This is a genomic window from Janibacter zhangyanbonis (genome assembly GCF_050507325.1).
Lineage (GTDB): Bacteria > Actinomycetota > Actinomycetes > Actinomycetales > Dermatophilaceae > Janibacter.
Window position 1 is genome coordinate 2,724,731 of record NZ_CP191481.1, and the last position, 21,632, is coordinate 2,746,362.

Annotated in this window: 22 protein-coding genes and 1 pseudogene; 7 read left to right on the plus strand and 16 right to left on the minus strand. The window is 72.7% G+C overall.

What is annotated here, in order from left to right:
* Positions 1–8 precede the first annotated feature (8 nt).
* The 5 genes from ACQBJO_RS13345 to ACQBJO_RS13365 all read right to left on the minus strand — a co-directional run bounded on the left by ACQBJO_RS13345 (position 9) and on the right by ACQBJO_RS13365 (position 4,566).
* Positions 9–1,541, minus strand: a complete 1,533-nt coding sequence (locus ACQBJO_RS13345) for a 1-acyl-sn-glycerol-3-phosphate acyltransferase (protein WP_430407112.1) — start codon at positions 1,539–1,541, stop codon at positions 9–11.
* Complete coding sequence (locus ACQBJO_RS13350) at positions 1,541–2,590, minus strand: NAD-dependent epimerase/dehydratase family protein (RefSeq protein ID WP_255184268.1); 1,050 nt, start codon at positions 2,588–2,590, stop codon at positions 1,541–1,543. The genes ACQBJO_RS13345 and ACQBJO_RS13350 overlap by 1 nt, the downstream gene beginning before the upstream one ends.
* A 174-nt stretch (positions 2,591–2,764) precedes the next feature.
* Positions 2,765–2,863, minus strand: coding sequence for a 30S ribosomal protein bS22 (locus tag ACQBJO_RS13355; RefSeq protein WP_003792170.1), 99 nt, complete (start codon positions 2,861–2,863; stop codon positions 2,765–2,767).
* Positions 2,864–3,013: 150 nt separating this feature from the next.
* Positions 3,014–3,211, minus strand: coding sequence for a helix-turn-helix domain-containing protein (locus tag ACQBJO_RS13360; protein WP_255184269.1), 198 nt, complete (start codon positions 3,209–3,211; stop codon positions 3,014–3,016).
* A gap of 164 nt (positions 3,212–3,375) precedes the next feature.
* Positions 3,376–4,566: an acetoin utilization protein AcuC gene (locus tag ACQBJO_RS13365; RefSeq protein ID WP_421008693.1), complete on the minus strand. Its 1,191-nt coding sequence runs from the start codon at positions 4,564–4,566 to the stop codon at positions 3,376–3,378.
* A 61-nt stretch (positions 4,567–4,627) separates the two neighbouring features.
* Between ACQBJO_RS13365 and ACQBJO_RS13370 the strand changes: the two genes are divergently transcribed.
* The gene (locus tag ACQBJO_RS13370) at positions 4,628–5,296 is read left to right on the plus strand and encodes a potassium channel family protein (RefSeq protein WP_255184271.1); all 669 of its coding nucleotides are present in this window, start codon (positions 4,628–4,630) and stop codon (positions 5,294–5,296) included.
* An 81-nt stretch (positions 5,297–5,377) separates the two neighbouring features.
* Here the strand turns inward: ACQBJO_RS13370 and ACQBJO_RS13375 are convergent, their stop codons facing one another.
* From ACQBJO_RS13375 to ACQBJO_RS13415, 9 genes and pseudogenes are all read right to left on the minus strand, one after another.
* Positions 5,378–5,896 (minus strand): GNAT family N-acetyltransferase, encoded by a 519-nt coding sequence (locus tag ACQBJO_RS13375; RefSeq protein WP_421008694.1) that lies wholly within the window; start codon positions 5,894–5,896, stop codon positions 5,378–5,380.
* Between the two features lie 116 nt (positions 5,897–6,012).
* The gene (locus ACQBJO_RS13380; protein WP_421008695.1) at positions 6,013–6,486 is read right to left on the minus strand and encodes a GNAT family N-acetyltransferase; all 474 of its coding nucleotides are present in this window, start codon (positions 6,484–6,486) and stop codon (positions 6,013–6,015) included.
* The gene (proC, locus tag ACQBJO_RS13385) at positions 6,486–7,277 is read right to left on the minus strand and encodes a pyrroline-5-carboxylate reductase (protein WP_421008696.1); all 792 of its coding nucleotides are present in this window, start codon (positions 7,275–7,277) and stop codon (positions 6,486–6,488) included. Before proC ends, ACQBJO_RS13380 begins: the two co-directional genes overlap by 1 nt.
* A 26-nt stretch (positions 7,278–7,303) precedes the next feature.
* A complete protein-coding gene (locus ACQBJO_RS13390; protein WP_421008697.1) occupies positions 7,304–8,248 on the minus strand; it encodes a hypothetical protein in 945 nt (314 codons plus the stop codon).
* The gene (locus ACQBJO_RS13395) at positions 8,245–9,165 is read right to left on the minus strand and encodes a diacylglycerol/lipid kinase family protein (protein WP_421008698.1); all 921 of its coding nucleotides are present in this window, start codon (positions 9,163–9,165) and stop codon (positions 8,245–8,247) included. The genes ACQBJO_RS13390 and ACQBJO_RS13395 overlap by 4 nt, the downstream gene beginning before the upstream one ends.
* 24 nt (positions 9,166–9,189) lie before the next feature.
* Positions 9,190–9,924, minus strand: a complete 735-nt coding sequence (locus ACQBJO_RS13400; protein ID WP_421008699.1) for an ABC transporter permease — start codon at positions 9,922–9,924, stop codon at positions 9,190–9,192.
* A pseudogene (locus ACQBJO_RS13405) lies at positions 9,924–10,684 on the minus strand (ABC transporter ATP-binding protein); the annotation flags it as partial. The gene ACQBJO_RS13400 and the pseudogene ACQBJO_RS13405, both read right to left, overlap by 1 nt.
* Positions 10,684–11,517 (minus strand): sugar phosphate isomerase/epimerase family protein, encoded by an 834-nt coding sequence (locus tag ACQBJO_RS13410; RefSeq protein ID WP_255184278.1) that lies wholly within the window; start codon positions 11,515–11,517, stop codon positions 10,684–10,686. The pseudogene ACQBJO_RS13405 and the gene ACQBJO_RS13410, both read right to left, overlap by 1 nt.
* A 73-nt stretch (positions 11,518–11,590) precedes the next feature.
* Entirely contained in the window at positions 11,591–12,517 is a 927-nt protein-coding gene (locus ACQBJO_RS13415; protein ID WP_421008700.1) for a Ppx/GppA family phosphatase, read from the minus strand.
* Positions 12,518–12,580: 63 nt separating this feature from the next.
* On the opposite strand from ACQBJO_RS13415, the gene ACQBJO_RS13420 reads away from it, so the two are divergent.
* The 6 genes from ACQBJO_RS13420 to ACQBJO_RS13445 all read left to right on the plus strand — a co-directional run bounded on the left by ACQBJO_RS13420 (position 12,581) and on the right by ACQBJO_RS13445 (position 19,506).
* On the plus strand, positions 12,581–13,423 hold the full coding sequence (locus ACQBJO_RS13420) for a hypothetical protein (protein ID WP_421008701.1): 843 nt from the start codon (positions 12,581–12,583) through the stop codon (positions 13,421–13,423).
* On the plus strand, positions 13,420–14,823 hold the full coding sequence (locus ACQBJO_RS13425; RefSeq protein WP_421008702.1) for an FAD-binding oxidoreductase: 1,404 nt from the start codon (positions 13,420–13,422) through the stop codon (positions 14,821–14,823). The genes ACQBJO_RS13420 and ACQBJO_RS13425 overlap by 4 nt, the downstream gene beginning before the upstream one ends.
* A 63-nt stretch (positions 14,824–14,886) precedes the next feature.
* Positions 14,887–16,284 (plus strand): DNA repair protein RadA, encoded by a 1,398-nt coding sequence (radA, locus tag ACQBJO_RS13430; RefSeq protein WP_255184282.1) that lies wholly within the window; start codon positions 14,887–14,889, stop codon positions 16,282–16,284.
* Positions 16,285–16,293: 9 nt separating this feature from the next.
* Positions 16,294–17,370, plus strand: coding sequence for a DNA integrity scanning diadenylate cyclase DisA (gene disA, locus ACQBJO_RS13435; RefSeq protein ID WP_255184283.1), 1,077 nt, complete (start codon positions 16,294–16,296; stop codon positions 17,368–17,370).
* Position 17,371: 1 nt separating this feature from the next.
* Positions 17,372–18,598, plus strand: coding sequence for a hypothetical protein (locus tag ACQBJO_RS13440; RefSeq protein ID WP_421008703.1), 1,227 nt, complete (start codon positions 17,372–17,374; stop codon positions 18,596–18,598).
* A complete protein-coding gene (locus ACQBJO_RS13445; RefSeq protein WP_421008704.1) occupies positions 18,595–19,506 on the plus strand; it encodes an A/G-specific adenine glycosylase in 912 nt (303 codons plus the stop codon). Before ACQBJO_RS13440 ends, ACQBJO_RS13445 begins: the two co-directional genes overlap by 4 nt.
* Positions 19,507–19,582: 76 nt before the next feature.
* On the opposite strand, the gene ACQBJO_RS13450 is transcribed toward ACQBJO_RS13445, so the two are convergent.
* Both ACQBJO_RS13450 and ACQBJO_RS13455 read right to left on the minus strand, forming a co-directional pair.
* Positions 19,583–20,080 (minus strand): amino-acid N-acetyltransferase, encoded by a 498-nt coding sequence (locus ACQBJO_RS13450; RefSeq protein ID WP_255184286.1) that lies wholly within the window; start codon positions 20,078–20,080, stop codon positions 19,583–19,585.
* A gap of 76 nt (positions 20,081–20,156) precedes the next feature.
* Entirely contained in the window at positions 20,157–21,581 is a 1,425-nt protein-coding gene (locus ACQBJO_RS13455) for an LVIVD repeat-containing protein (protein ID WP_421008705.1), read from the minus strand.
* Positions 21,582–21,632 lie beyond the last annotated feature (51 nt).

Here is a 21,632-nt window from a genome sequence, read left to right on the forward strand (position 1 = left end):
CGGACCTCCTAGAAGAAGACGGAGCGGCGGGTGACGAGCACCGAGTAGAGCGTCTGCTGGATCGTCTCGCGCACCTGGTCGGTGAGCTCGAAGACGAGCATCGGGTCCTCGGCCGCCGCCGGGCCGAGCGATGCCGCGTCGACCGGCTCGCCGAACTCGATGATCCACTTGCTCGGCAGCGGGATCAGACCCAGCGGGCCGAGCAGCGGGAAGAAGGGTGTGATCGGCGCATAGGGGGCGCCGAGCAGACGGGCCACCGTCTTCATGTTGCCGATCATCGGGTAGACCTCCTCGGCCCCGACGACGGAGCACGGGATGATCGGCACCTCGGAGCGGATCGCCGCGGAGACGAAGCCACCCCGACCGAAGCGCTGCAGCTTGTAGCGCTCGCGGAAGGGCTTGCCGACACCCTTGAAGCCCTCGGGCCACACACCGACGAGCTCGCCGCCGCGCAGCAGCCGCTCCGCGTCGGCATTGGACGCCAGGGTCGCACCCGTCTTGCGGGCGACGTCACCGACGACCGGCAGCTGGAAGACGAGGTCGGCTCCGAGCATGCGCAGGAAGCGCTGCTGCGGGTGGGCGTCGTGGATCGCCAGCTGGGTGATGACCGAGTCGATCGCGACGGTGCCCGAGTGGTTGGACACGAGCAGGGCACCGCTGTCGGCCGGGATGTTCTCGATGCCCCGGACCTCGACGCGGAACCACTTGTCCTTGAGCAGCCGCAGCACCGGGAAGACGGTGTGCGTCGTGAAGTCGCGGTCGAAGCCGAAGTCGTCGACGGCGTAGTCGCCCTTGACCCGGCGCTGGAGGAAGTGGAGCGTCTCCGCGAAGCGCCGCTCCCAGTCCTCCCCCGCCGCCGCGCCGGCGGCCTGGCCGAGCGTGCGCGAGGTCATCTGACCGGCGGACAGGAGCACGGACAGCAGCTCCGCGAGCCCCGGCACGAGAGCCTGCCCGCTCTCCGGGGTGCCCGGGGTCGACGTCGGCTGGACCGGCTGCACCGCGGGCGCCACGGGTCGACGACCCGACGTCGCGGTGCGAGAGCCGCGCGAGCCGGCAGTCGACGAGGCGGTGCGGGTCGCGGCCGTGCGGGTCGAGGTGCTCCGCCGGGCCGGCGGACGACGTCGCGACGTCGTCGGCGTGGCCGCCGGAGGCGCGCCGTCGGGGCCGGGCACGACGGTCAGGCGCGGCGTGCGCGGCGTCGACGACTTCTTCGGCCGGGAGGTCGCGGAGCGCGAGGAGGTGACGGACTCCCCCTTCGCGCTGGTGGTCGTGGGGACCTGGGCGGAGGGTCCGGTGAGCAGCGGGGTCGTGCGCCGGCGAGCGCGCTCGCCGCCGGCCCGGTCCGCCGCCGCGGCCACGGCGCTGGCCTTCTTGGCCGCAGGCTTCTTCGTGGCGGTCTTCTTCGCAGCGGTGGACTTCTTGGCCGGCGTCGTCTTCTTCGCGGCCGACGTCTTCGCCGGAGTGGCCTTCTTCGTGGCCGTCGACGTCTTCGCCGCGGTGCTCTTCTTCTTCGCGCCGGGGGCGGGGGTGCTGTCGGCCATCACTTCTCACTCTCGGGGGCGGACACGGAGCGCATCGCGGCCTCGGCGGCCTTGACCGCCGACCAGCCGGGCTGCGCGAAGGGGAGGCGGTCCAGGACCCGACCCTTGGTCGCCCGCGCGAAGTCCTCGTAGGCGGCGCGCGTCGTGTAGGCGGGCTCGAAGCCCAGGTCCTCACGCATGCGGGTCGTGTCGAGACCACGACCGAAGGTGAGGAAGTCGAGCTGGTCGGAGCCGATGTCGACGAGGCCGAACTTGCGGGCCACGTCGGTCAGGGCACCGGTCGTCGCCTTGGGCACGAGGACGAAGGGGCGGCCGGCGAGGTTGGCCGCCTGGCTGGCGGTGATGATCCCCTCGCCGGCGACGTTGACCGAGCCGATGCCGGGGATCGTCACGGCCCGGGCGATCGCGTCGACGCAGTCGTCCTCGTGGACGAACTGCAGCCGCGCGTCGTAGCCGAGCGGGATCGGGATGACCGGCAGGCTGAAGTGGTCGGTGAAGGCGGTGCGGATGCGGGGGCCGATGACATTGGCGAAGCGCAGCGTCGTGATCTCGATGTCGGGTCGCCGGCGCGAGAGGCCGCGCACGTAGCCCTCGACCTCGACGCTGTCGCGGGCCCAGCCCGAGCGCGGCATCTGCTTCGCCGACATGTCCTCGGTGAACATCGCAGGGTCGCGCGGGCTCGACCCGTAGACGCCCGCGGTGGACTTCACGACGAGCTTGGTCACCGACTCGGCGCGCTGGCAGGCGGCCAGCAGCTGCATCGTGCCGATGACGTTGACCTCCTTCTGCGTCGCGCGCCCGCCGCCGGCACGTGGCGTGGCGATGACGCCCATGTGCACGACGGTGTCGACGTCGTTGCCGGAGATGATCCGGCTGATGAGGGGGCTGCGGATGTCGGCCCGCATGAACTCGGCCCGGCCGATCCCGTGACGCGGCGGGACGACGTCGACGCCGATGATCCGGCCGATCGACTCGTCACGGCTGAGACGGCGGGCGAAGGCTCCGCCGAGGTGGCGGGAGACTCCTGCGACGAGCACGGTCTCGGGCACCGGGGACACCTTCCTGTGGGCACCGGCCACAGTGGACGTGGCCTGGTCGGCAGCCTAGTCACGCCTGCCGGTCTGCGGCGGCTCGTCCGGGGAGACGGCCATCACGGGACGAGCGTCACGGCACGACGAAGGGGGCCGGACCGGATCGTGCCGGTCGGGCCCCCTTCGTACGGGTCACTTCTTGTTGCGGCGCTGGTGGCGCGTCTTGCGCAGCAGCTTGCGGTGCTTCTTCTTCGCCATCCGCTTGCGTCGCTTCTTGATGACAGAACCCATGCGATGTCCTTCGCTGTCGTGGTCGATGTGGTCGGTGGTGGCTCGAGCGATGCCGATCCTGCACGGGCAGGCCCCACCGAGCTACGAGTCAGACGACAGAGTCTATCCGCTCCCGCGGGCGTCTCGTGCCGCGGGGCGCTGCGACGACGATCAGGCGGTCTCGATGAACGAGGTCTCGAGGTAGGTGTGCACCGCATCCTCCGGGACGCGGAAGCTGCGACCGACCCGCACGGCCGGAAGGTCACCGTTGTGGACCATGCGGTAGACGGTCATCTTCGACACCCGCATGATCGACGCGACCTCCGCCACGGTGAGGAAGCGCACCTCACCCAGTCGATCGTTCGACATGATCACCTCGATCTCCGCGGAGTCGCACAGCCGACCCCTGTCGGCTGGACGTCTACGAGCCCCGCAGGTGACCACCATAGGGGCAGATGTGACAACTGTGAAGACGAAGGGGGGATTTCCCCACTCACGTCCACCCGACACGCCGTGATGGGGCGAAGAATCCGCTAGTCGTACCAGACGTCGAGCCCGTGCAGCGGGAAGATCGCCTCCCGGGCGGCCATGATCGCCCGGTCGACGCCGCTGTGCGGGTTGTAGCCCATCGCCCACGGCTGCACCCAGATCGGCAGCTCGCTGTCGGGCAGGTCGCCCATGGTCTCCGGCCCCGGCTGCCCCGAGACGAGGTCGACGTGCTCGCGCCAGGCGGCCGGGATCTCGGTCGCCGCCGGGATCGGCCGGTGCGCGGCGATCGCCGTGAGGTGGGTCCACGTGCGCGGGACGGCGCCGCACACGTCGTAGCCCCCGCCACCGAAGGCCACCCAGCGCCCGTCGCACACCTCGTGGGAGAGCCGGTGGAGGTTGACCGCGGCTTGGCGCTGCGCGTCGACGGTCAGGGCCATGTGGGCCAGCGGGTCCTCGCGGTGGGTGTCGCACCCGTGCTGGGTGAGCAGCACCTGCGGCTCGAAGGCCCGCACGACCGGCATGGCGACGGACGTGATCGCCCGCAGCCAGGGCCCGTCGGTGACGCCCGGCGGGAGGGCGACGTTGACCGCGGTGCCCTCGGCCCCGGGGCCACCGGTCTCGGCGGGCCAGCCCGTGCCGGGGAAGAGCGTGCGGCCCGACTCGTGGACCGAGACGGTGAGCACCCTCGGGTCGTCGTAGAAGATCGACTGCACTCCGTCGCCGTGGTGCACGTCGACGTCGACGTAGGCCACCCGCTCGACGCCGTGGTCGAGCAGCCAGCGGATCGCGGCCGCGATGTCGTTGTAGATGCAGAAGCCGGCGGCACGGTCACGCATCGCATGGTGCATGCCGCCGGTGAAGTTGACCCCGTGCTCGGCCTCGCCGGTCCAGACCCGCCGGGCGACCTCGACCGACCCGGCGACCAGCCGTGCGCTCGCCTCGTGGATCCCGGCGAAGGCGGGGACGTCGTCCGTCCCGATGCCCCAGGTGCCGTCGGCGGTGGTGGGGTCGGCGGAGATCGCCCTGACCGCCTCGACGTAGGCACGGTCGTGGACCCCTGCGAGCACCTCGTCGGCGGCCACGTCGGCGTCGACGACGTCGACGTCGTCGAAGACACCGAGCTCGCGGCACAGTCGCGCGGTCAGATCCAGGCGCACGGGGGCCATGGGGTGACCGGGCCCGAAGTCGTACTTCATGAAGTCCTCGCCCCAGATGGCGCACGCCTGAGAGCTCATGCACGGGACGCTACCCCGGCTAGGGTCTGTCACGACCCACCATCCGAGGATCGGAGACACCGTGACGCGCATGCGCCTGCACAACGAGGACGTCCTCGTCATCGGCCTCGGCCGCTTCGGCGGGGCGGTGGCCACCGAGCTGCACCGCCTGGGCAACCGCGTCACCGCACTCGAGCTCGACCCCCGGCTCGCCGAGAGCTATCTGGGCCGCGTCGGCCGCATCGTCCAGGGCGACGCGACGTCGGTGACGACGATCGAGGAGATCAAGCCGCACACCTTCTCCGCGAGCGTCCTGGCCATCGGCTCGTCGATCGAGGCGAGCGTCCTCGCCGCGGTCAACCTCATCGACGGGGAGTCGCCGAAGGTCTGGGCCAAGGCGGTCAGCCCGGAGCACGCCCGCATCCTCAACCGGATCGGCGTGCACCACGTCCTCTCCCCCGAGATCGAGTCCGGCAAGCGCCTGGCCCACCTCATCGGCAGCCGCCTCATGGACTACATCGAGTTCGACGACGGCTTCGCGATCGTCAAGATGACGCCGCCGCAGGAGGCCGTGGGCTTCACCCTCGAGCAGTCGTCGATCCGCAGCAAGTACGGCGTGACGGTCGTCGGCGTGAAGTCACCCGGCCAGGACTTCACCTATGCCCGCCCGGAGACCAAGGTGCGCAGCGGCGACCTCATCATCGTCAGCGGCCCGACCGCGCTCATCGAGCGGATGGCGGCCCGGCCCTAGCTCCGCTCCCCCCGGGCACGACGGCGCCCCTGCTCCCTTCGGACGAAGGGGGCAGGGGCGCCGGTGCGTCGTGGAGTGCGCTCAGGCGCGGTCCTCGCCGAGGGCCATGACGAGAGCGATCTCCTCCTCGGCCTCGCCGTCCACGCCGGCGACCCGCATCGGGCGGCGGTCGTCGGTGGGGCGGAAGCCGAAGCTCGAGGCGAAGGCGACGGCGCGGCCGTTGTCCGAGCCGACCCAGTAGTAGAGGTGGCGCAGGCCCTGGTCGGCGGCGATGCGGGCACCCTGGCGCACGAGATTGGCGGCGACGCTGCGGCCGCGCCACTGGGGGTTGACCCAGAGGCCGAAGAGCTGGCCGGCGGTCTCGCCCTTGTCCTCGCTCACGGAGCCGATGCTGACGACGCCGACCTGCTCGCCCTCGGTCTCGGCGACGAGGCGGACGCTGCGTTCCATGCGGGCGCGCCAGAATTCCTCGGGCTCGGCGGCCTCGGTGTCGTGGTCGGCGACGAAGGCCTCGGGAGATTCCTGCAGCGCTTCCAGCCGAAGGGTGCGGTAGGTCTCCCACTCGTCCTCGGTCAGTGCGCGCACGGTGATCTCACTCATGGCGTGAGTCTCTCATCTCGGGCCGCGGAATGCTCCCCCGGGTCATGGAGAATTCACCTCCTCCGGTGTGCCACGGGCCAGTTCGCGCCGCGAGGCGTCAACCGCGAGCGGGCGGATCAGGACAGGGCCCGGCTCATCCGGTCGCACCGCGGAGCGTCTCCGCTGGCTCCGTCGAAGGCGAACCCGGACCGCTCGTAGAAGGCGAGTGCTCGCGGGTTGTCGAGCATGACGTGCAGCCGCACCTCCGCCGCTCCCCCGGCTGCTGCCTCGGTCACGGCAGCGTCGACGAGGGCATCGGCGATCCCCCGGCCGCGCGCGTGGCCGGCGACCCACATGGCGACGATCTCGGGGACGTCGGCGGGGTCGAGCCGCAGGAGCGTCGCGGCGCCGAGCGGCAGCCCGTCGCCGCTCTCGGCAAGGAAGATCGCCTGCCCGAAGAGCGAGCACCACCTCTCCTCGTCGTAGGCGACCTCCCGGGCGAAGCTGCTGCCGTAGGCCGCCGGCTCGTCGAGGAGCATCGCCAGTCGCACGGCGCGGTAGAGCTGCCAGTCCTCGCCGGTGAGGCGACGGACCGACCAGTCGGCTGCCATCAGCCCGCCCGGTCGGCGCAGGCCGCGACGGCGTCGGCGAGCGCGTGCCGCACCCCGTGGGCCTCGAGGCGGGCGAGCGCCGCGGCGGTCGAGCCCCCCGGCGAGGTGACCTGGGCGCGCAGCAGCGCGGCCTCCTCGCCGGTCTCGACGAGCATCGCGCCCGCCCCGCGGGCCGCCTGCCCGGCGAGGGCGAGGGCGTCGGCGCGCGTGAGTCCCTGCGCGACGCCGGCGTCGACCATCGCCTCGACGACGAGGTAGAAGTAGGCCGGCGCCGACCCGGACAGGGCCGTGGCCGCGCCCTGCTGCGCCTCGGGGAGGACGAGGGTGCCGCCGGTCGGCGCCAGCACGTCGCGCACGAGCTGCAGCTGCTCGTCGCTGACGTCGGCGGCAGGGCTGAGCACGGTCATCCCCTGGCCGACGCGGGCCGGGGTGTTGGGCATGCCCCGGACAGCGGCGGCCCCGTCCGGCAGGGCTGCGGCGAGGTCGGCGAGGGAGACGCCGAGTGCGAGGGAGACGACGACCGAGCCGGGGCGAAGGGAGTCGCGCACCTGCGCGAGCAGGTCCGCCACGGCATAGGGCTTGACGACGACGAGGTGGACGTCGGCGCGGGCCGCGGCCGCCGTCGCGTCGACGACCTCGACCGCGGGCCGGTCGGCGTAGTGCTCGCGCATCTCGGCGGCGCGCTCGGGGGTGCGCGCGACGGCGAGGACCTCCCCTTCGCCGTGTGCGGTGAGGCCGTCGAGGATGGCGCCACCCATCGCTCCGACTCCGTAGATCGCGGTGGTGGTCATCCGTGCTCCTGTCGTCATGGGTGTGGTCAGGACCGACCGGTGAGCGTCTCGGCGAGACGGCGCAGCCCCGAGGGACGCCGGGCCAGGTCGTGCAGGTGCTCGAGCCACATCGGGCCGTAGGGCACGAGGATGCGCACCCGGTGGCCGGCGTCGGCGGTGCGCAGCTGCAGCTGCGGGTCGGCGCCGAGGAAGAACTGGTACTCCAGCCCCTCGGGGCCCCGACCGGACTGGTCCGCGAGCCCGTCGGCGAGGTCGAGCAGCACCGGCTCGTGGGTGGCGACGACCGTGTGGACGCCGCTGCCGAGCAGGGTCGCCAGGCAGCGCGCGAAGGCGAGGTCCACCTCGTGCGGGTCCTGCCAGCTGCTGACCTGCGGCTCCCCGGTGCCACCGCGCACGAGGCGCACCCGTGCGCCGGTGGCGGCGAGCATCGCGGCGTCGGCCTCGGAGCGGTGACGGCGCGCGACGAGCGAGGTCGTCAGGCGCGGGTGCTCCAGGCGCACCCGCTGGACGAGGTCGAGCAGGGCGTCCATCGCGTGGTCGGGGCCGGAGCGCAGGGTCACGTCGACACGGTGGTCGTCACCGGCCGTGCAGATCCGGCGCAGGGCCTGCTCGGCGCGTGCGGCGTCCTGCCCCAGGCCGAGGTGCTCGGGCGCGAGATAGAGCTCGGAGTGGTAGTCACCGCCGGCGGTGACGGGGGCGATGCGCTCGATGGCCGTCGTCGCCTCGGTGACCGTCGCCTCGACACCCGCGGCGTCGGTCGCGGCCGGAAGGAGCGGGTGGAGGGCCGCCAGGCGGTTGGTACGGCGCAGCCAGGCCGCCGTGGCGACGGCGTCGTCGACGCCCTCGCCGGCGACGAACCGCTCCCGGGCGGCCTGGACCAGCCGCGATCGCTCGGTGCGCTGACGGGCCCCCGGGGCGACGAGCGCGTCGAGCAGGCGCGTGCGCAGGTGGTCGGGGTTGAGGGCACTCACGTGGTCTCCTCCGGGGTGTGCAGGCGGTAGGCCTCGGGCACGACCCGCCAGGTCCGCTCCCTGGCCGGGTCGAGCTCCTCGCCGTCGGCGTTGGCGGCGAAGCGGTGGTTGACCCCGCGGACGCTGACGGTCTTGGCCCGGCGGGTGACGACGTCGTCGAGCTCGGTGTGCGTCCCGCGGCTGAGGTGCAGGGCGTAGCGCAGCCGACGCATCGGGGCGACGGCGAAGGAGACGACGACCTCGGCGCGGCCGTCGCCCGGCTCGGCGTCGGGGGCGATCGTCGAGCCACCACCGACGCTCGTGCCGATCGTCGCCGCGACCTGCAGCACGCGCCGGCTGGCGTCGGCGATGACCTCGTCGTCGGCGATCACCTCGAGGTGACGTCCCTGCTGCCCGACGCCGGCCGAGATGCCGCCGATGGCATAGCCGAGGATCCCCAGGTGCACCTTGCCCAGGCGCTCCTTCCACGGGGCGGCGATGCGACCGGCCTCCTCGCCCACGCCGATGTGCACGGCATTGGCCACGAGGTTGTCGTCGTCGTCGATGAGGACGTCCACCGGGCGCACCGGGCTGGCCAGGACGATGCGAGCCGCCTCGGCGGGGTCCTTGGGCAGGCCCGTCGCACGAGCGAAGTCGTTGCCCGTCCCCATGGGGAGCAGGCCGACGGTCGGCGGGTCCTCGCCGAGGTCTCCGGTGCGGCACAGTGCGGTGACGAAGGCGTGCAGCGACCCGTCTCCCCCGGCGACGACGACCTCGCGGCCGTCGCGCGCGGCGATCGCCTCGGTGAGGTCGTCGATCGACTCGGTCTCGACGACCTCGACGTCGCCGCCCTCGCGCAGCACGGCCAGCGCGGCCTCCTGGGCCTCCCGGTCGGAGCTGCCCGCAGAGGCATTGGCGATGAAGAGCAGTCGTCTCACGACCGTCAGCCTACGGTCCTGCGCTCACCCGGTCCGGCGGCGCAGGGTGAGGCTCCCGAGGGCGAGGGCCACGACGATCCAGCCGGCGATGACGAGCAGCGGGGTGACGAGGTCGCCGCCCGGGTCGGGCTGCCGCGCGACCGAGGTCGCCGCGTCGACGACGTAGGACAGCGGCAGGACGTCGGAGACGAGCTCGAGCGCGCGCGGCAGCCGGTCGCGCGGCACGAGCAGCCCGCAGAGGAGGAACTGCGGCAGCACCGTGGCCGGCATGAGCTGGACGGCCTGGAACTCGGTGGCCGCGAAGGCCGACGCGAGCAGTCCGAGCGAGGTCCCGAGGACCCCGCTCGCGACGACGACGAGCACGAGCCAGGCCGACGTCGCGGCGGTGTCGAGCCCGAGGAGCCACACCGAGACGGCCGTGACGACCGCCCCCTGGACGACGGCGAGCAGGCCGAAGGCGAGCGCGTAGCCGAGGACGAGGTCGGCCTTGCCCAGGGGCGTGGTGAGCAGCCGTTCGAGGGTGCCGCTCGTGCGCTCGCGCAGCGTGGCGACGCTCGTCACGACGAACATGACGACGAAGGGGAAGACCGTGAGCAGCACCGGCCCGACCCGCTCGAAGAGCACTCCGTCGGCGTAGATCCACGCGAGCAGGCACATGAGGACGACCGGCACGACGAGCAGGAGACCGAGCGTGCGGTGGTCGCGGGTGAGCTGCCGCAGCACCCGGGCGACGGTGACGAGGGTCAGTCGCGGGCTCATGCCGCCACCTCGTCCACGAGCGCGAGGAAGGCGCCCTCCGCGTCGGCGGCGCCGGTGCGCTCGAGGAGCCCGGCCGGGGTGTCGTCGGCGAGGACCTCCCCTTCGCGCAGCAGGACGAGCCGGTCACACCGGGAGGCCTCGTCCATGACGTGGCTGGAGACGAGAAGGGTCACGCCGTCGTCGGCGAGCCCGCGGAAGAGGTCCCACAGGTCGCGCCGCAGGACGGGGTCGAGCCCGACGGTCGGCTCGTCGAGCACGAGCAGCTCGGGAGAGCCGACGAGGGCCGCTGCGAGGCTGACCCGGCTGCGCTGCCCACCCGAGAGGGCATCGGTGCGCGCGTCGACGTGGCTCGTCAGGTCGACTCGGGCGATCGCCTCCCGCGCCGCGCTGCGCGGGTCCCGCACGCCGACGAGCCGGGCGAGGTGGGAGACGTTCTCCCCCACCGTGAGGTCGCCGTAGACGCTCGGCGCCTGGGTGACGTAGCCGACCCGGTGCCGCAGCTCGGGGTGCCCGGCCGGCCGGCCGAGGACCTCGACCCGGCCCCCATCGACCCGCTGCACCCGACGACCGCACGCATGACGGTGGACTTGCCCCCGCCGCTCGGCCCGAGGAGGCCGACGATCTCTCCCTTCGGCACACGGAGGGAGAGATCGGGGATGACGCGGCGACCACCGCGGGTCACCTGCAGCCCGTCGATCTGGATCGCGTGCGCGCCGACGAAGGGAGCCCGCTCGCCGCCCCGACGACCGCGGGCCGACATCACGACGCCGACTCGGCGTGGGCGGGGCTCGGCTCGTCCGCGAGCTGCCCGAGGTGCCGTCGGGCGAAGTCGAGCGACTCGCGCAGGTCGGCCTCGCGCTCGTGGGGCTTCTTGCGGGTGCCGACCTCGAGGACGACGGCGCCGTCGAAGCCGCTCGTCGTCAGGTGCTGCAGCACCTCGGCGCAGGGCTGGGTGCCGCGGCCCGGGACGAGGTGGTCGTCCTTGAGCGTCGTGAGCATGCCGTCGGCGAGGTGGATGTGGGAGAGGCGCCCACCGAGGTCGAGGACCATCTGCATCGCGTCGCTGCGCGCTGTCGCGGTGTGCGACAGGTCGATCGTCACGTGGTCGTAGGGCTGCGGCACGGGGTCCCAGTGCGGCAGGTAGGCCTGCACCTGCCGGCCGCGGGCGGCCCACGGGAACATGTTCTCCACCGCGAGGGTGATGCCGGAGGCGTGCTCGCGCTCGGCGACGCCCTCGGCGAAGCCGCGGGCGTACTCCTTCTGCCAGCGGAAGGGCGGGTGGAGCACGACCGTCGGCGCACCGACCTCCTGCGCGAGCTCGATCGACCCGTCGACCTTGCCCCACGGGTCGGCGCTGAGGACGCGCTGCGTGAGCAGCAGGGTCGGCGCGTGGATCGAGAGGATGTCGAGCCCGTGGTGGTCGGCGAGCGCCCTCAGCGCACCGGCGCTCTGCGAGATCGGGTCGGCCCAGACCATGACCTCGACGCCGTCGTAGCCCAGGTCCGCCGCCATCTCGAAGGCCGCGGCGGCGCCCTCCGGGTAGACCGAGGCGGTGGACAGGCCCACCGGGATGTGCGGGTGACGTGAAGCCATGCGTCGAGCGTAGACCCGGGGCGAGGCGCTGGCGGGTGGCTCGCGAGCTCGCACCTCGACCAGCGGGGTCGGGTCAGCTCATCAGGTCGAGGTAGCGCAGCAGCACTCCCTCGCGCAGCGCCCAGGGGCAGATCGTCAGCTCCGGCACGCCGAGCAGGTCCATCGCGGCCTCGGCGACGATGCCGCCGGCGAGCAGCTGGTGGGCGCGCGAGGCGGAGACGCCCGGCAGCCCGACGCGCTCGTGCGCGGTCATCGTCGAGATCCGGGCAATCGTCGCGGTGACGTCCTCCAGGCGCAGCCGCCGGTCGACGTAGGGCCCGTCGGCGCTCGGCGCGGCGCCCGCGATGCGGGCCAGGGAGCGCATCGTCTTGCTCGTGCCGAGGACGGTGTCGGGCGAGCTCGCCTTGGCGTAGGGCCGGATCTCCTTGGCCAGGGTGGCGCGGACCGCGCGGCGGGCGGCCTTGATCTCCTGCGCCGAAGGGGGGTCGCCCGCCAGCAGGTCACGGGTGACCCGCCCGGCACCCAGGAGGAGCGACTTGGCGATGTCGGGGTCCTCGTCGTCGCCGAGGGTCAGCTCGAGCGAGCCGCCGCCGATGTCGATGACGAGCAGGCGCCCGGCGGACCAGCCGGCCCAGCGGCGGGCTGCGAGGAAGGTCAGGCGCGCCTCGTCCTCACCGCTGAGCACCCGCAGGTCGACGCCCGTGTCGCCACGAACCCGGGCGAGCACTTCGTCGCCGTTGGGCGCCTCGCGCACCGCGCTCGTGGCGAAGGGGAGGATCTCCTCGACCCCGTGGTCCTCGGCGACCTCGAGGCACTCGGCGACGAAGCGCGAGAGGTCGGCCGCGCCCGTGGCGTCGATGCGGCCGGCGTCGTCGACGTGCTCGGACAGCCGCAGCAGGATCTTGTGGGAGGTCGCAGGGATCGGCGCCGCACCGTGGTGGGCGTCGACGATGAGCAGATGGACGGTGTTGGAACCGACGTCGATGACACCCAGGCGCACGGGGGCAACAGTAGACGCAGATCCACCGGCGACCAGAAGCGGACGGGGCATAGGGTGGCGCGCGTGAGCGACGACCACCCCGTGCACCCAGGCGAGACCGACCTGCAGACCGCACGCACCTGGGTCGAGTTCGACGACCCGGCCGACGAGGGCCAGCGCTTCCGCTGCGACCTGACCTGGCTCACCTCGTCGTGGACCTGCGTCTTCGGCTCCGGCTGCCACGGCATCGACGCCGACCAGCCCGACTTCGGCTGCTGCGTCCTCGGAGCGCACTTCACCGACAAGGACGACGTCGCCCGGGTCAAGGCGGTCGTCGACGAGCTCGGCGAGGACGAGTGGGAGCTGCACCCCGGCACAACCCGCACGTCGGCGTGGACGGAGAAGGAGGACGGCGACCTCAAGACGAAGGTCGTCGACGGCGCCTGCATCTTCTTGAACCGCCCGGGCTTCCCCGCCGGCGCCGGCTGCTCGCTGCACCAGCACGCCATGCTCACCGGGGTCGAGCCGCACACGGTCAAGCCGGACGTGTGCTGGCAGCTGCCGATCCGCCGCACCTATCGCACCGTCGAGCTGCCCGACGGGAGCAGCCATCTCGAGGTGAGCATCGGCGAGTACGACCGCCGCGGCTGGGGCCCGGGCGGCCACGAGCTCGACTGGTACTGCTCCGGCAGCCCCGACGCCCACGTCGCCGCCGACCCGGTCTACGTCACCGAGCGACCGGGCCTGATCGAGCTCATGGGGCAGTCCGGCTACGACGAGCTCGCGGCCCGCTGCGAGGCCCACCTCGAGCTCGTGGCCGCGGCCACCGCGACGACGCGAGACGGACGCCCTTCGCCCTCGGGCCGGGCACTGCTGCCCCTGCTCGTCCACCCGGCCACGCTGGCCGCACGCGAGGAGCGGACGTGACCCCCTTCGACCTCACGGAGCTCGCCGACGAGCTCGGCGACGGCGTGCTCGTCACCGACGCCGACGTCGTGGGGTCCTACTCCACGGACCAGGCGCTCTTCTGCCCCGCCGACGGCGCGGTCGCCCTCGTGCGGGCACGCACGGTCGCCGACGTGCAGGCGACGATGCGCTTCGCGACGCGGCACCGGGTGCCGGTCGTGCCGCAGGGCACCCGGACCGGGCTGTCCGGCGGGGCCAATGCCGTGCCCGGCTGCATCCTGCTCTCGCTGGAGCGCATGGACCGGGTGCTCGAGGTCGACGCCGCCGAGCGCACCGTCACCGTCGAGCCGGGGATCATCAACCAGGACCTCAAGGACGTGCTCGCGCCGCACGGCCTGTCCTACCCGCCGGATCCCGGGTCTGTCGCGATCTCGTCGATCGGCGGCAACGTCGCGACCAACGCCGGCGGGCTGTGCTGCGTGCGCTACGGCGTCACCCGCGACTACGTGCGCCGGCTGCGCGTCGTCCTCGCCGACGGCACCCTCACCACCCTCGGCACGACGACGGCGAAGGGGGTCGCCGGCCTCGACCTTCGCGGCCTCTTCGTCGGGTCGGAGGGCACGCTCGGGGTCGTCGTCGAGGTGACGCTGCGGCTCGTGCCGACACTGCCGGAGCCGCTCACCGCGGTGGCGACCTTCGCCGACATCCGTTCTGCCGCAGCGACGGTCGCCGACCTCATGGCCTCGGGGGCGCAGCCCTGCCTCGTCGAGTCGATGGACCGCACGACCCTGGAGATGCTCCGCGAGACGGGGCACACCGACCTCGACGCGCAGGCCGGCGCCATGCTGCTCGTGCAGTCCGACGGCGGTGGCAGCCGCGATGCCGCGCAGGCGGAGGTCGAGGCGCTGGGGCGCTTCGCGCAGGAGCACGGGGCCCTCGACGTCGCCGTCTCCGACGACCCCGCCGACAGCGCCGCGCTCGTCGCGATGCGGCGGATGGCCCAGCCCTCCTTCGAGCGGTGGGCGCAGGCGCACGGCGGCGGGCAGCTCCTCGACGACGTCTGCCTGCCGCGCACCCGGCTGCCCGAGTTCTACGACCGGCTCGAGACGATCCGGCAGGAGTCGGGGCTGACGATCGCGGTCGTCGCGCACGCCGGCGACGGCAACACCCACCCCTCGGTCTTCTTCGACACGAGCGACCCCGACAGCGTCGCCCGGGCCGATGCGGCCTTCGACGCGATCATGGAGCTCGGCCTCGAGCTCGGCGGCACGATCACCGGCGAGCACGGCGTCGGCCACCTCAAGCGCCGCTGGCTGGCCCGCGAGCTCGACGAGGGCTCCCGGCGGGTGCACCTGGCGGTCAAGGCGGCGCTCGACCCGCTGGGCATCCTCAACCCCGGCAAGATGCTCGCCGAGCTCTGACCCCCTTCGCATCTCCTTGAGGTCGTGAAGGGGGTGTCGGGGGCGGCACGTAGGTTGGCGGCCATGGCGACGAAGAAGGGCGGACCGACCTACCGCTGCAGCGAGTGCGGCTGGACCACGGTCAAGTGGGTCGGGCGATGCGGCGAGTGCCAGGCGTGGGGCAGCGTCGACGAGGTCGGCGGCGCGACGACGCGCACCCTCGCGGCCGCCCGGGTGCAGCGCCCGGCCGTGCCGATCCGCGAGATCGACGGCGAGCAGGCGACCCACCGCTCGACCGGCGTCCCGGAGTTCGACCGGGTGCTCGGCGGCGGGCTCGTCCCCGGGTCGGTCGTCCTCGTGGCCGGTGAGCCCGGCATCGGCAAGTCGACCCTGCTCCTCGACGTGTCCGCCCGTGTCGGCGAGGGGCGGCGCGTCCTCTACATCACCGGCGAGGAGTCGGCCGCGCAGGTGCGCGGGCGCGCGGAGCGCATCGGGGCCGTGACCGACGGGCTCTACCTCGCCGCCGAGACCGACCTGGCGACCGCCCTCGCGCAGATCGAGCAGGTGCGGCCCGACCTCGTCGTCATCGACTCGGTGCAGACGATCGCCTCGACCGAGGTCGACGGTGCTGCGGGCAATGTCAGCCAGGTCCGCGAGGTCGCCGGGTCACTCATCCAGGCGGCCAAGGAGGGTGGCTTCGCGATCCTGCTCGTCGGCCACGTGACCAAGGACGGCTCGATCGCCGGACCCCGCGTCCTCGAACACCTCGTCGACGTCGTCGTGCAGTTCGAGGGTGACCGGCACACCCGGCTGCGCCTGGTCCGCGCGGTGAAGAACCGCTTCGGCCCGACCGACGAGGTCGGGTGCTTCGACCTCACCGACGCCGGGATCATCGGCCTGTCCGACCCCAGCGGCCTCTTCCTCTCCAGCCGCCACATCAACGTCCCGGGCACGTGCGCGACCGTCACGCTCGAAGGGCGGCGACCGCTCGTCGTCGAGGTGCAGTCGCTCGTCTCGCCGTCGCAGATCCCGACCCCGCGCCGCGCCAACGTCGGTCTCGACAGCGGCCGGCTCGCCATGGTCATCGCCGTCCTCGACAAGCGGGCCGGGGCGCCCATCGGCACCCAGGACACCTACGTCTCGACGGTCGGCGGCGTCAAGATCACCGAGCCCTCCAGCGACCTCGCCGTCGCCATCGCCATCGCCAGCGCCGTCCTCGACGAGCCGGTGCCGCACACCCTGCTCGCGCTCGGCGAGATCGGCCTGAGCGGCGAGGTGCGGCCGGCCGTGGGTGTCGCCCGGCGGCTCACGGAAGCGGCCCGGCTCGGGTTCCGCACCGCGCTCGTCCCCGTCGGGGCGCTCGCCGACGCCGCTCCCCCGGCCGGCATGGACGTCGTCGAGGTGACCGACGTCGGGCAGGCGATCTCCGAGATGCGGCAGCGGCACACCGGAGGGACCGTCCACCGACTCCCCTCGTCATAGACTCGCCGGGTGGCCGACCCAGACGACGACCTCTTCCGGACGACCCTCGCCGCGGTCGCGCCGGGCACCGTGCTGCGCGACGGGCTCGAGCGGATCCTGCGGGGCAACACCGGCGCCCTCGTGGTGCTCGGGCACGACAGGCTCGTCGAGAGCCTGTGCACCGGGGGCTTCGACCTCAACATCGAGTTCTCCGCGACCCGCCTGCGCGAGCTGGCGAAGATGGACGGAGCCGTCGTCGTCGACTCCGGCGTCTCGAAGATCCTCAAGGCCGCGGTCCAGCTCGTCCCCGACCCGAGCATCGAGACCCTCGAGAGCGGCACCCGGCACCGCACGGCCGAGCGGGTCGCCCGGCAGACCGGGCACCCCGTCGTCTCGGTGAGCCAGTCGATGCACATCATCGCCCTCTACGTCGACGGCCGACGGCACGTCCTGCGCACGACGCCCGAGCTCGTCTCCCAGGCCAACCAGGCGATGCAGACGCTCGAGCGCTACACGACCCGGCTCAACGAGGTCACCGGCTCGCTGTCGGCCCTCGAGATCGAGGACCTCGTCACCGTCCGGGACGTCGCCGTCGTCCTCCAGCGCCTCGAGATGGTCCGCCGCATCCACGCCGAGATCGCCGAGTACGTCCTCGAGCTCGGCATCGACGGCCGCTTGCTCACCCTCCAGCTCGAGGAGCTGACGGCTGGCCTCGACGACGACCTCAACGCGGTCATCCTCGACTACCTCGACCCCAAGGGGCCGGTCGCCGACGCCCAAGGGGTCATGGACAACCTCTCGGCGCTCGACGCCACCGAGCTGCTCGACCTCGGCCACGTCGCCAAGTCGCTCGGCTTCGCGATCGTGGGAGAGTCGCTCGACGCGTCGGTCAGCCCACGCGGACTGCGCATCCTCGGCAAGATCCCGCGCCTGCCGGGCGCCATCGTCGACCGGCTCGTCCTCCACTTCGGCTCGCTGCAACGACTGCTCGCGGCCGGCATCGACGACCTGATGGCCGTCGAGGGGGTCGGCGAGCTGCGCGCCCGCACCGTCCGCGAGGGTCTGTCACGACTCGCGGAGAGCTCGATCCTCGAGCGGTACGTCTGACGTGCTCCGATTCCTGGTCTCGCTGCTCGCCGGCGGGCTGGTGATCGGTGGCGCGTGGTTCGGATGGACCCGCAGCGCCGACATCGACGCGGCGATGGAGAGCGCAGCCGACCGGGCGGGCGCGCCCACCCCGACGAGGCAACGGACTCCCCCTTCGCCCACACCGACGGCGACCGCCCTGTCCACGCGTGGCACCGAACCGGGGCGCCCCTGCGACCTGCCTTCACCGACCGACGCCGCAGGGATGAACACGCTCATGACCCAGCTCGACGGCGAGCCGCGGCTGCAGGGCGCCGACCACGGCGGCTCGGTCATGCTGTCCGACGGCCGACGGCTCTTCGTCTACGGCGACACGGTGCGGGACACGGACGTCGTCGGCCCCTTCATGGTGCGCAACTCGGTGCTCGTCGCCAACGGCGGCTGCCTCAAGGCCATGCGCGTCGAAGGCGACGGTGCGGTCATCCCCGACACCGGCGATCTCGGCCACTGGCCGATGTCGTTGCGCGCCGACCCCGTGCCCGGGGGCACCCGGGTGCAGGTGCTCACCGCGACCGTGCACGACCTCGGCGGGCGCGACTTCGAGACGATCGGGACCGGCCTGGCGACCTTCGAGGTCCCGACCAACCGGATGCCGCGGCTCGTGTCGCACCGGGCGGTCACCGCACGCAGCACCGACCCGCGGGTGCCGACGTGGGGCGCCGCGATGTGGGACGAGGGTCCGTGGACCTATGTCTTCGGCACCGCGAGCGACGAGGGCAAGACGACGGCAGGATGGTCGCTGCATGTCGCCCGCACCCCGACCGGTTCGCTCGCCTCCGCGCGCACCTGGGAGTACTGGGACGGCAGCTCGTGGGTCGCCGGTGACCCTGCGGCCGCCCAGACCCCCGCGGCCCAGCTCGTCGGCGCCGACCAGGGCGTCTCGCACGTCCTCGGGGTCTTCGAGCGCGACGGCTCGTGGTTCGCGGTGAGCAAGGAGGGCGACTTCCAAGGAGACCAGCTCGCCGTGTGGAAGGCGCCGTCGGTCACCGGGCCGTGGACGAAGCACCGCGTGCGACCGCTCGGCAACGACGCGTCGACGGTGCGCTACACCGTGCTCTCCCACCCGGACCTCACGACCCCGCCGGGCACGGTCCTCGTCTCGTGGAGCGAGGCACCGACGAGCGAGCCCGACTTCCACACCCACCCGCAGCGTTACCGTCCGCGCTTCGCCGAGATCGAGCTGCCATGACTCTGCCCGACACCACTCGAGGCGCGGGCGAGGCCGCGAGCGCCCAGCTGCGCACCGCCGTGCTCGCGTGGTTCGACGAGCACGGTCGTGACCTGCCCTGGCGTGACCCCCGGTGCTCCGCCTGGGGTGTCTACCTCTCGGAGGTGATGTCGCAGCAGACGCCCGTCGCCCGGGTGCTGCCGGTCTGGGAGCGCTGGCTCGAGCGGTGGCCGACGCCGGCCGACCTGGCCGCGTACTCCCCCGGCGAGGCGGTGCGCATGTGGGACCGCCTGGGTTACCCACGTCGGGCGCTGCGGCTGTGGGAGTCGGCCGCGGCGATGGTCGAGCGCCACGACGGCGAGGTCCCGCGCGACCACGACGACCTGCTCGCCCTGCCCGGCGTCGGCCCCTACACCGCTGCCGCCGTCGCGTCCTTCGCCTTCGGGGACCCGCGCACCGTCGTCGACACCAACGTCCGCCGGGTCCTCGCCCGCACGGTGAGCGGCACGCAGCACGCGGCACCGGCACTCACCGCTGCCGAGATGCGCCTGGCCGATGCCTCGATGCCGGCCGACCGGGACGAGGCCAACCGGTGGAATGCCGCGTCGATGGAGCTGGGCGCCCTCGTCTGCACGGCCCGCTCGCCGCGCTGCGACGAGTGCCCGGTCAGCCACCTGTGCGCCTGGCAGCTCGCCGGCCGCCCGGAGCACGAGGGGCCGCTACGGCGCGGTCAGGCCTGGCACGGCACCGACCGCCAGGTGCGCGGCCGCATCGTGCAGCTGCTGCGCGAGAGCGCGGACCCGGTCTCGCGCCGCGACGTCGACGCCACGTGGCCGGACGACCCGGCGAAGGTCGAGCGATGCCTCGCCGGGCTCGTCGAGGACGGTCTCGTCGAGCCGGTGGCCGGCGGATACGCCCTGCCCGGGTGAGGGACACCCCCCTTCGAGGCTCCTGCGTCGCACCTCCCACGCGGGACGTGGGACCCAAGGACGGCGCCTTCGTCCGTCAGAGCTGGCGCAGCATCCGGGTGTTGCCGAGGGTGTTGGGCTTGACCCGCTCGAGGTCGAGGAACTCGGCCACGCCCTCGTCGTAGGAGCGCAGCAGCTCGACGTAGACGTCGGGGTCGACGGCCTGGCCCTCGATCTCGGTGAAGCCGTGCCGGGTGAAGAAGTCGACCTCGAAGGTCAGGCAGAAGAGCCGCTCGACCCCCAGCTCGACGGCGTCCTCGGCGAGCGCCTCGAGCAGGGCGCCTCCGACACCGTGCCCCAGGTGCTCGGCGGAGACGGCGAGGGTGCGGATCTCGGCGAGGTCGTCCCACATGACGTGCAACGCACCGCAGCCGACGACCTGACCGTCGATCTCGGCGACGCGGAACTCCTGCAGCCCCTCGAAGTAGGCGACGGTGTCCTTGCTGACGAGGACCCGCCGCTCGGCCAGGGGCGCGACGAGGGCACGGATGTCGCGCACGTCGCGGGTGCGGGCGCGGCGGATGGTCACGGTCACCGGACAAACCTACGCCCCCGCCACGAGGGCGAGGGCGCAGGTCGGTCCGCTCGGCGAGCGGCGGTGCGAAGGGGGGTCAGCGCACCGTGTACTCCGGCTGGGACTGGACGTTGAGCTCGCCCATCCGGATCGTGTCGGCCCGCTTGGTGGCGGGGTCGTTGAACTTCAGCACGTCGAAGCCGCGGGCGATGTCCGAGGAGTAGACGTGGCCGTTGTAGTAGTACGTCGACCACGTGCCACCGATGCCCTCGTCGGCCGGCAGCGGACCGCGCTCGAAGTAGCCGAGCTCCTTGGGCTTGCTCGAGTCGGTGAAGTCCCAGACGCTCACGCCACCCTGGTACCAGGACTGGACCATGAGGTCCCTGCCCTTGACCGGGATGATCGAGCCGTTGTGCGCGACGCAGTTCTCCGTCTCGGTCTGGTGTCGCTGGATCTTGTAGTACGAGCGGAAGGTCAGCTGACCGGTCTCGGACAGGTCGTAGATCGCGTTGGCGCCGCGGTTGGGCCCGATGTCGGCGGTGCACGTCGGGGCGCCGCCACCGCCGAGCTCGTCGGTGAAGACGACCTTGCTCGCGTCGGCGTTGAAGGTCGCCGAGTGCCAGAAGGCGAAGTTCTCGTCGTCCCGGACCTGCTCGATGACCTGGGGGGCCTCCGGGTCCTTGATGTCCATGATGATGCCGTCACCCATGCACGCGCCCGCCGCGAGGTCCTTGCTCGGCAGGGCGGTGATGTCGTGGCAGCCGGTGGTCGCCGAGCGACCCGCGATCGGCGTGGGGCCGGGGCCACCGGGGTTGCCGCCGTCGGGGAAGAGGTTGGGCGTGGCGATGACCGACGCGTCGGTCGGCGCGGCCTTGTCGACCTTGACGATCGAGATCAGGTCGTGCGGCGTCTGGCAGTCCGGGTACTCGGCGCGCGGCGAGTAGCTCGACACGTAGAGGTAGTCGGTGCCCTTGTTGGCGCCCTTGCCCGGCACGAGCGTGTGGGTGTGCGAGCCGCAGGCCGTCTCGACGGACTTGATGTACTGCGGGTTGCGCAGGTCGGAGATGTCGAAGATCTTGATCCCCTCCCAGCTCTCCTTGACCGTGGCCGACTGCGAGGTCGAGGCGCACGAGTCGTCGCTGCGGGAGGAATCGGTCGACAGGTAGAGCAGGTCGCCGGAGACGGAGATGTCGTTCTGGCTGCCCGGGCACTTCACCTGGACGATCGTCTTGGGCTGGCGCGGGTTCTTGACGTCGATGATCGAGAAGCCGTCGTAGTTGCCGACGAAGGCCTTGTCGTCCTGGAAGGCGATGTCGGTGCCGATGCCCTCGGCGAGCGCACCGGACGGCGCGATGTTGGCCAGGTGCTGGACATTCTTGCTGCGACCGATCTCGTCGGTCCCCAGGTCGGTGCCGGAGACTCCGATCCGGTCACCGGGTCCGTCGGCGAGGGCGCTGGTGGCGCCCGCCCCCGACATGACCAGTGCGGTGGCCGCGACGACGGCCAGGGTGGATCTGCGCATGATTCCTCCACGGGGTGGCGTCCGCCGGGGCGGGGTGTGCCCCGCGCGGGA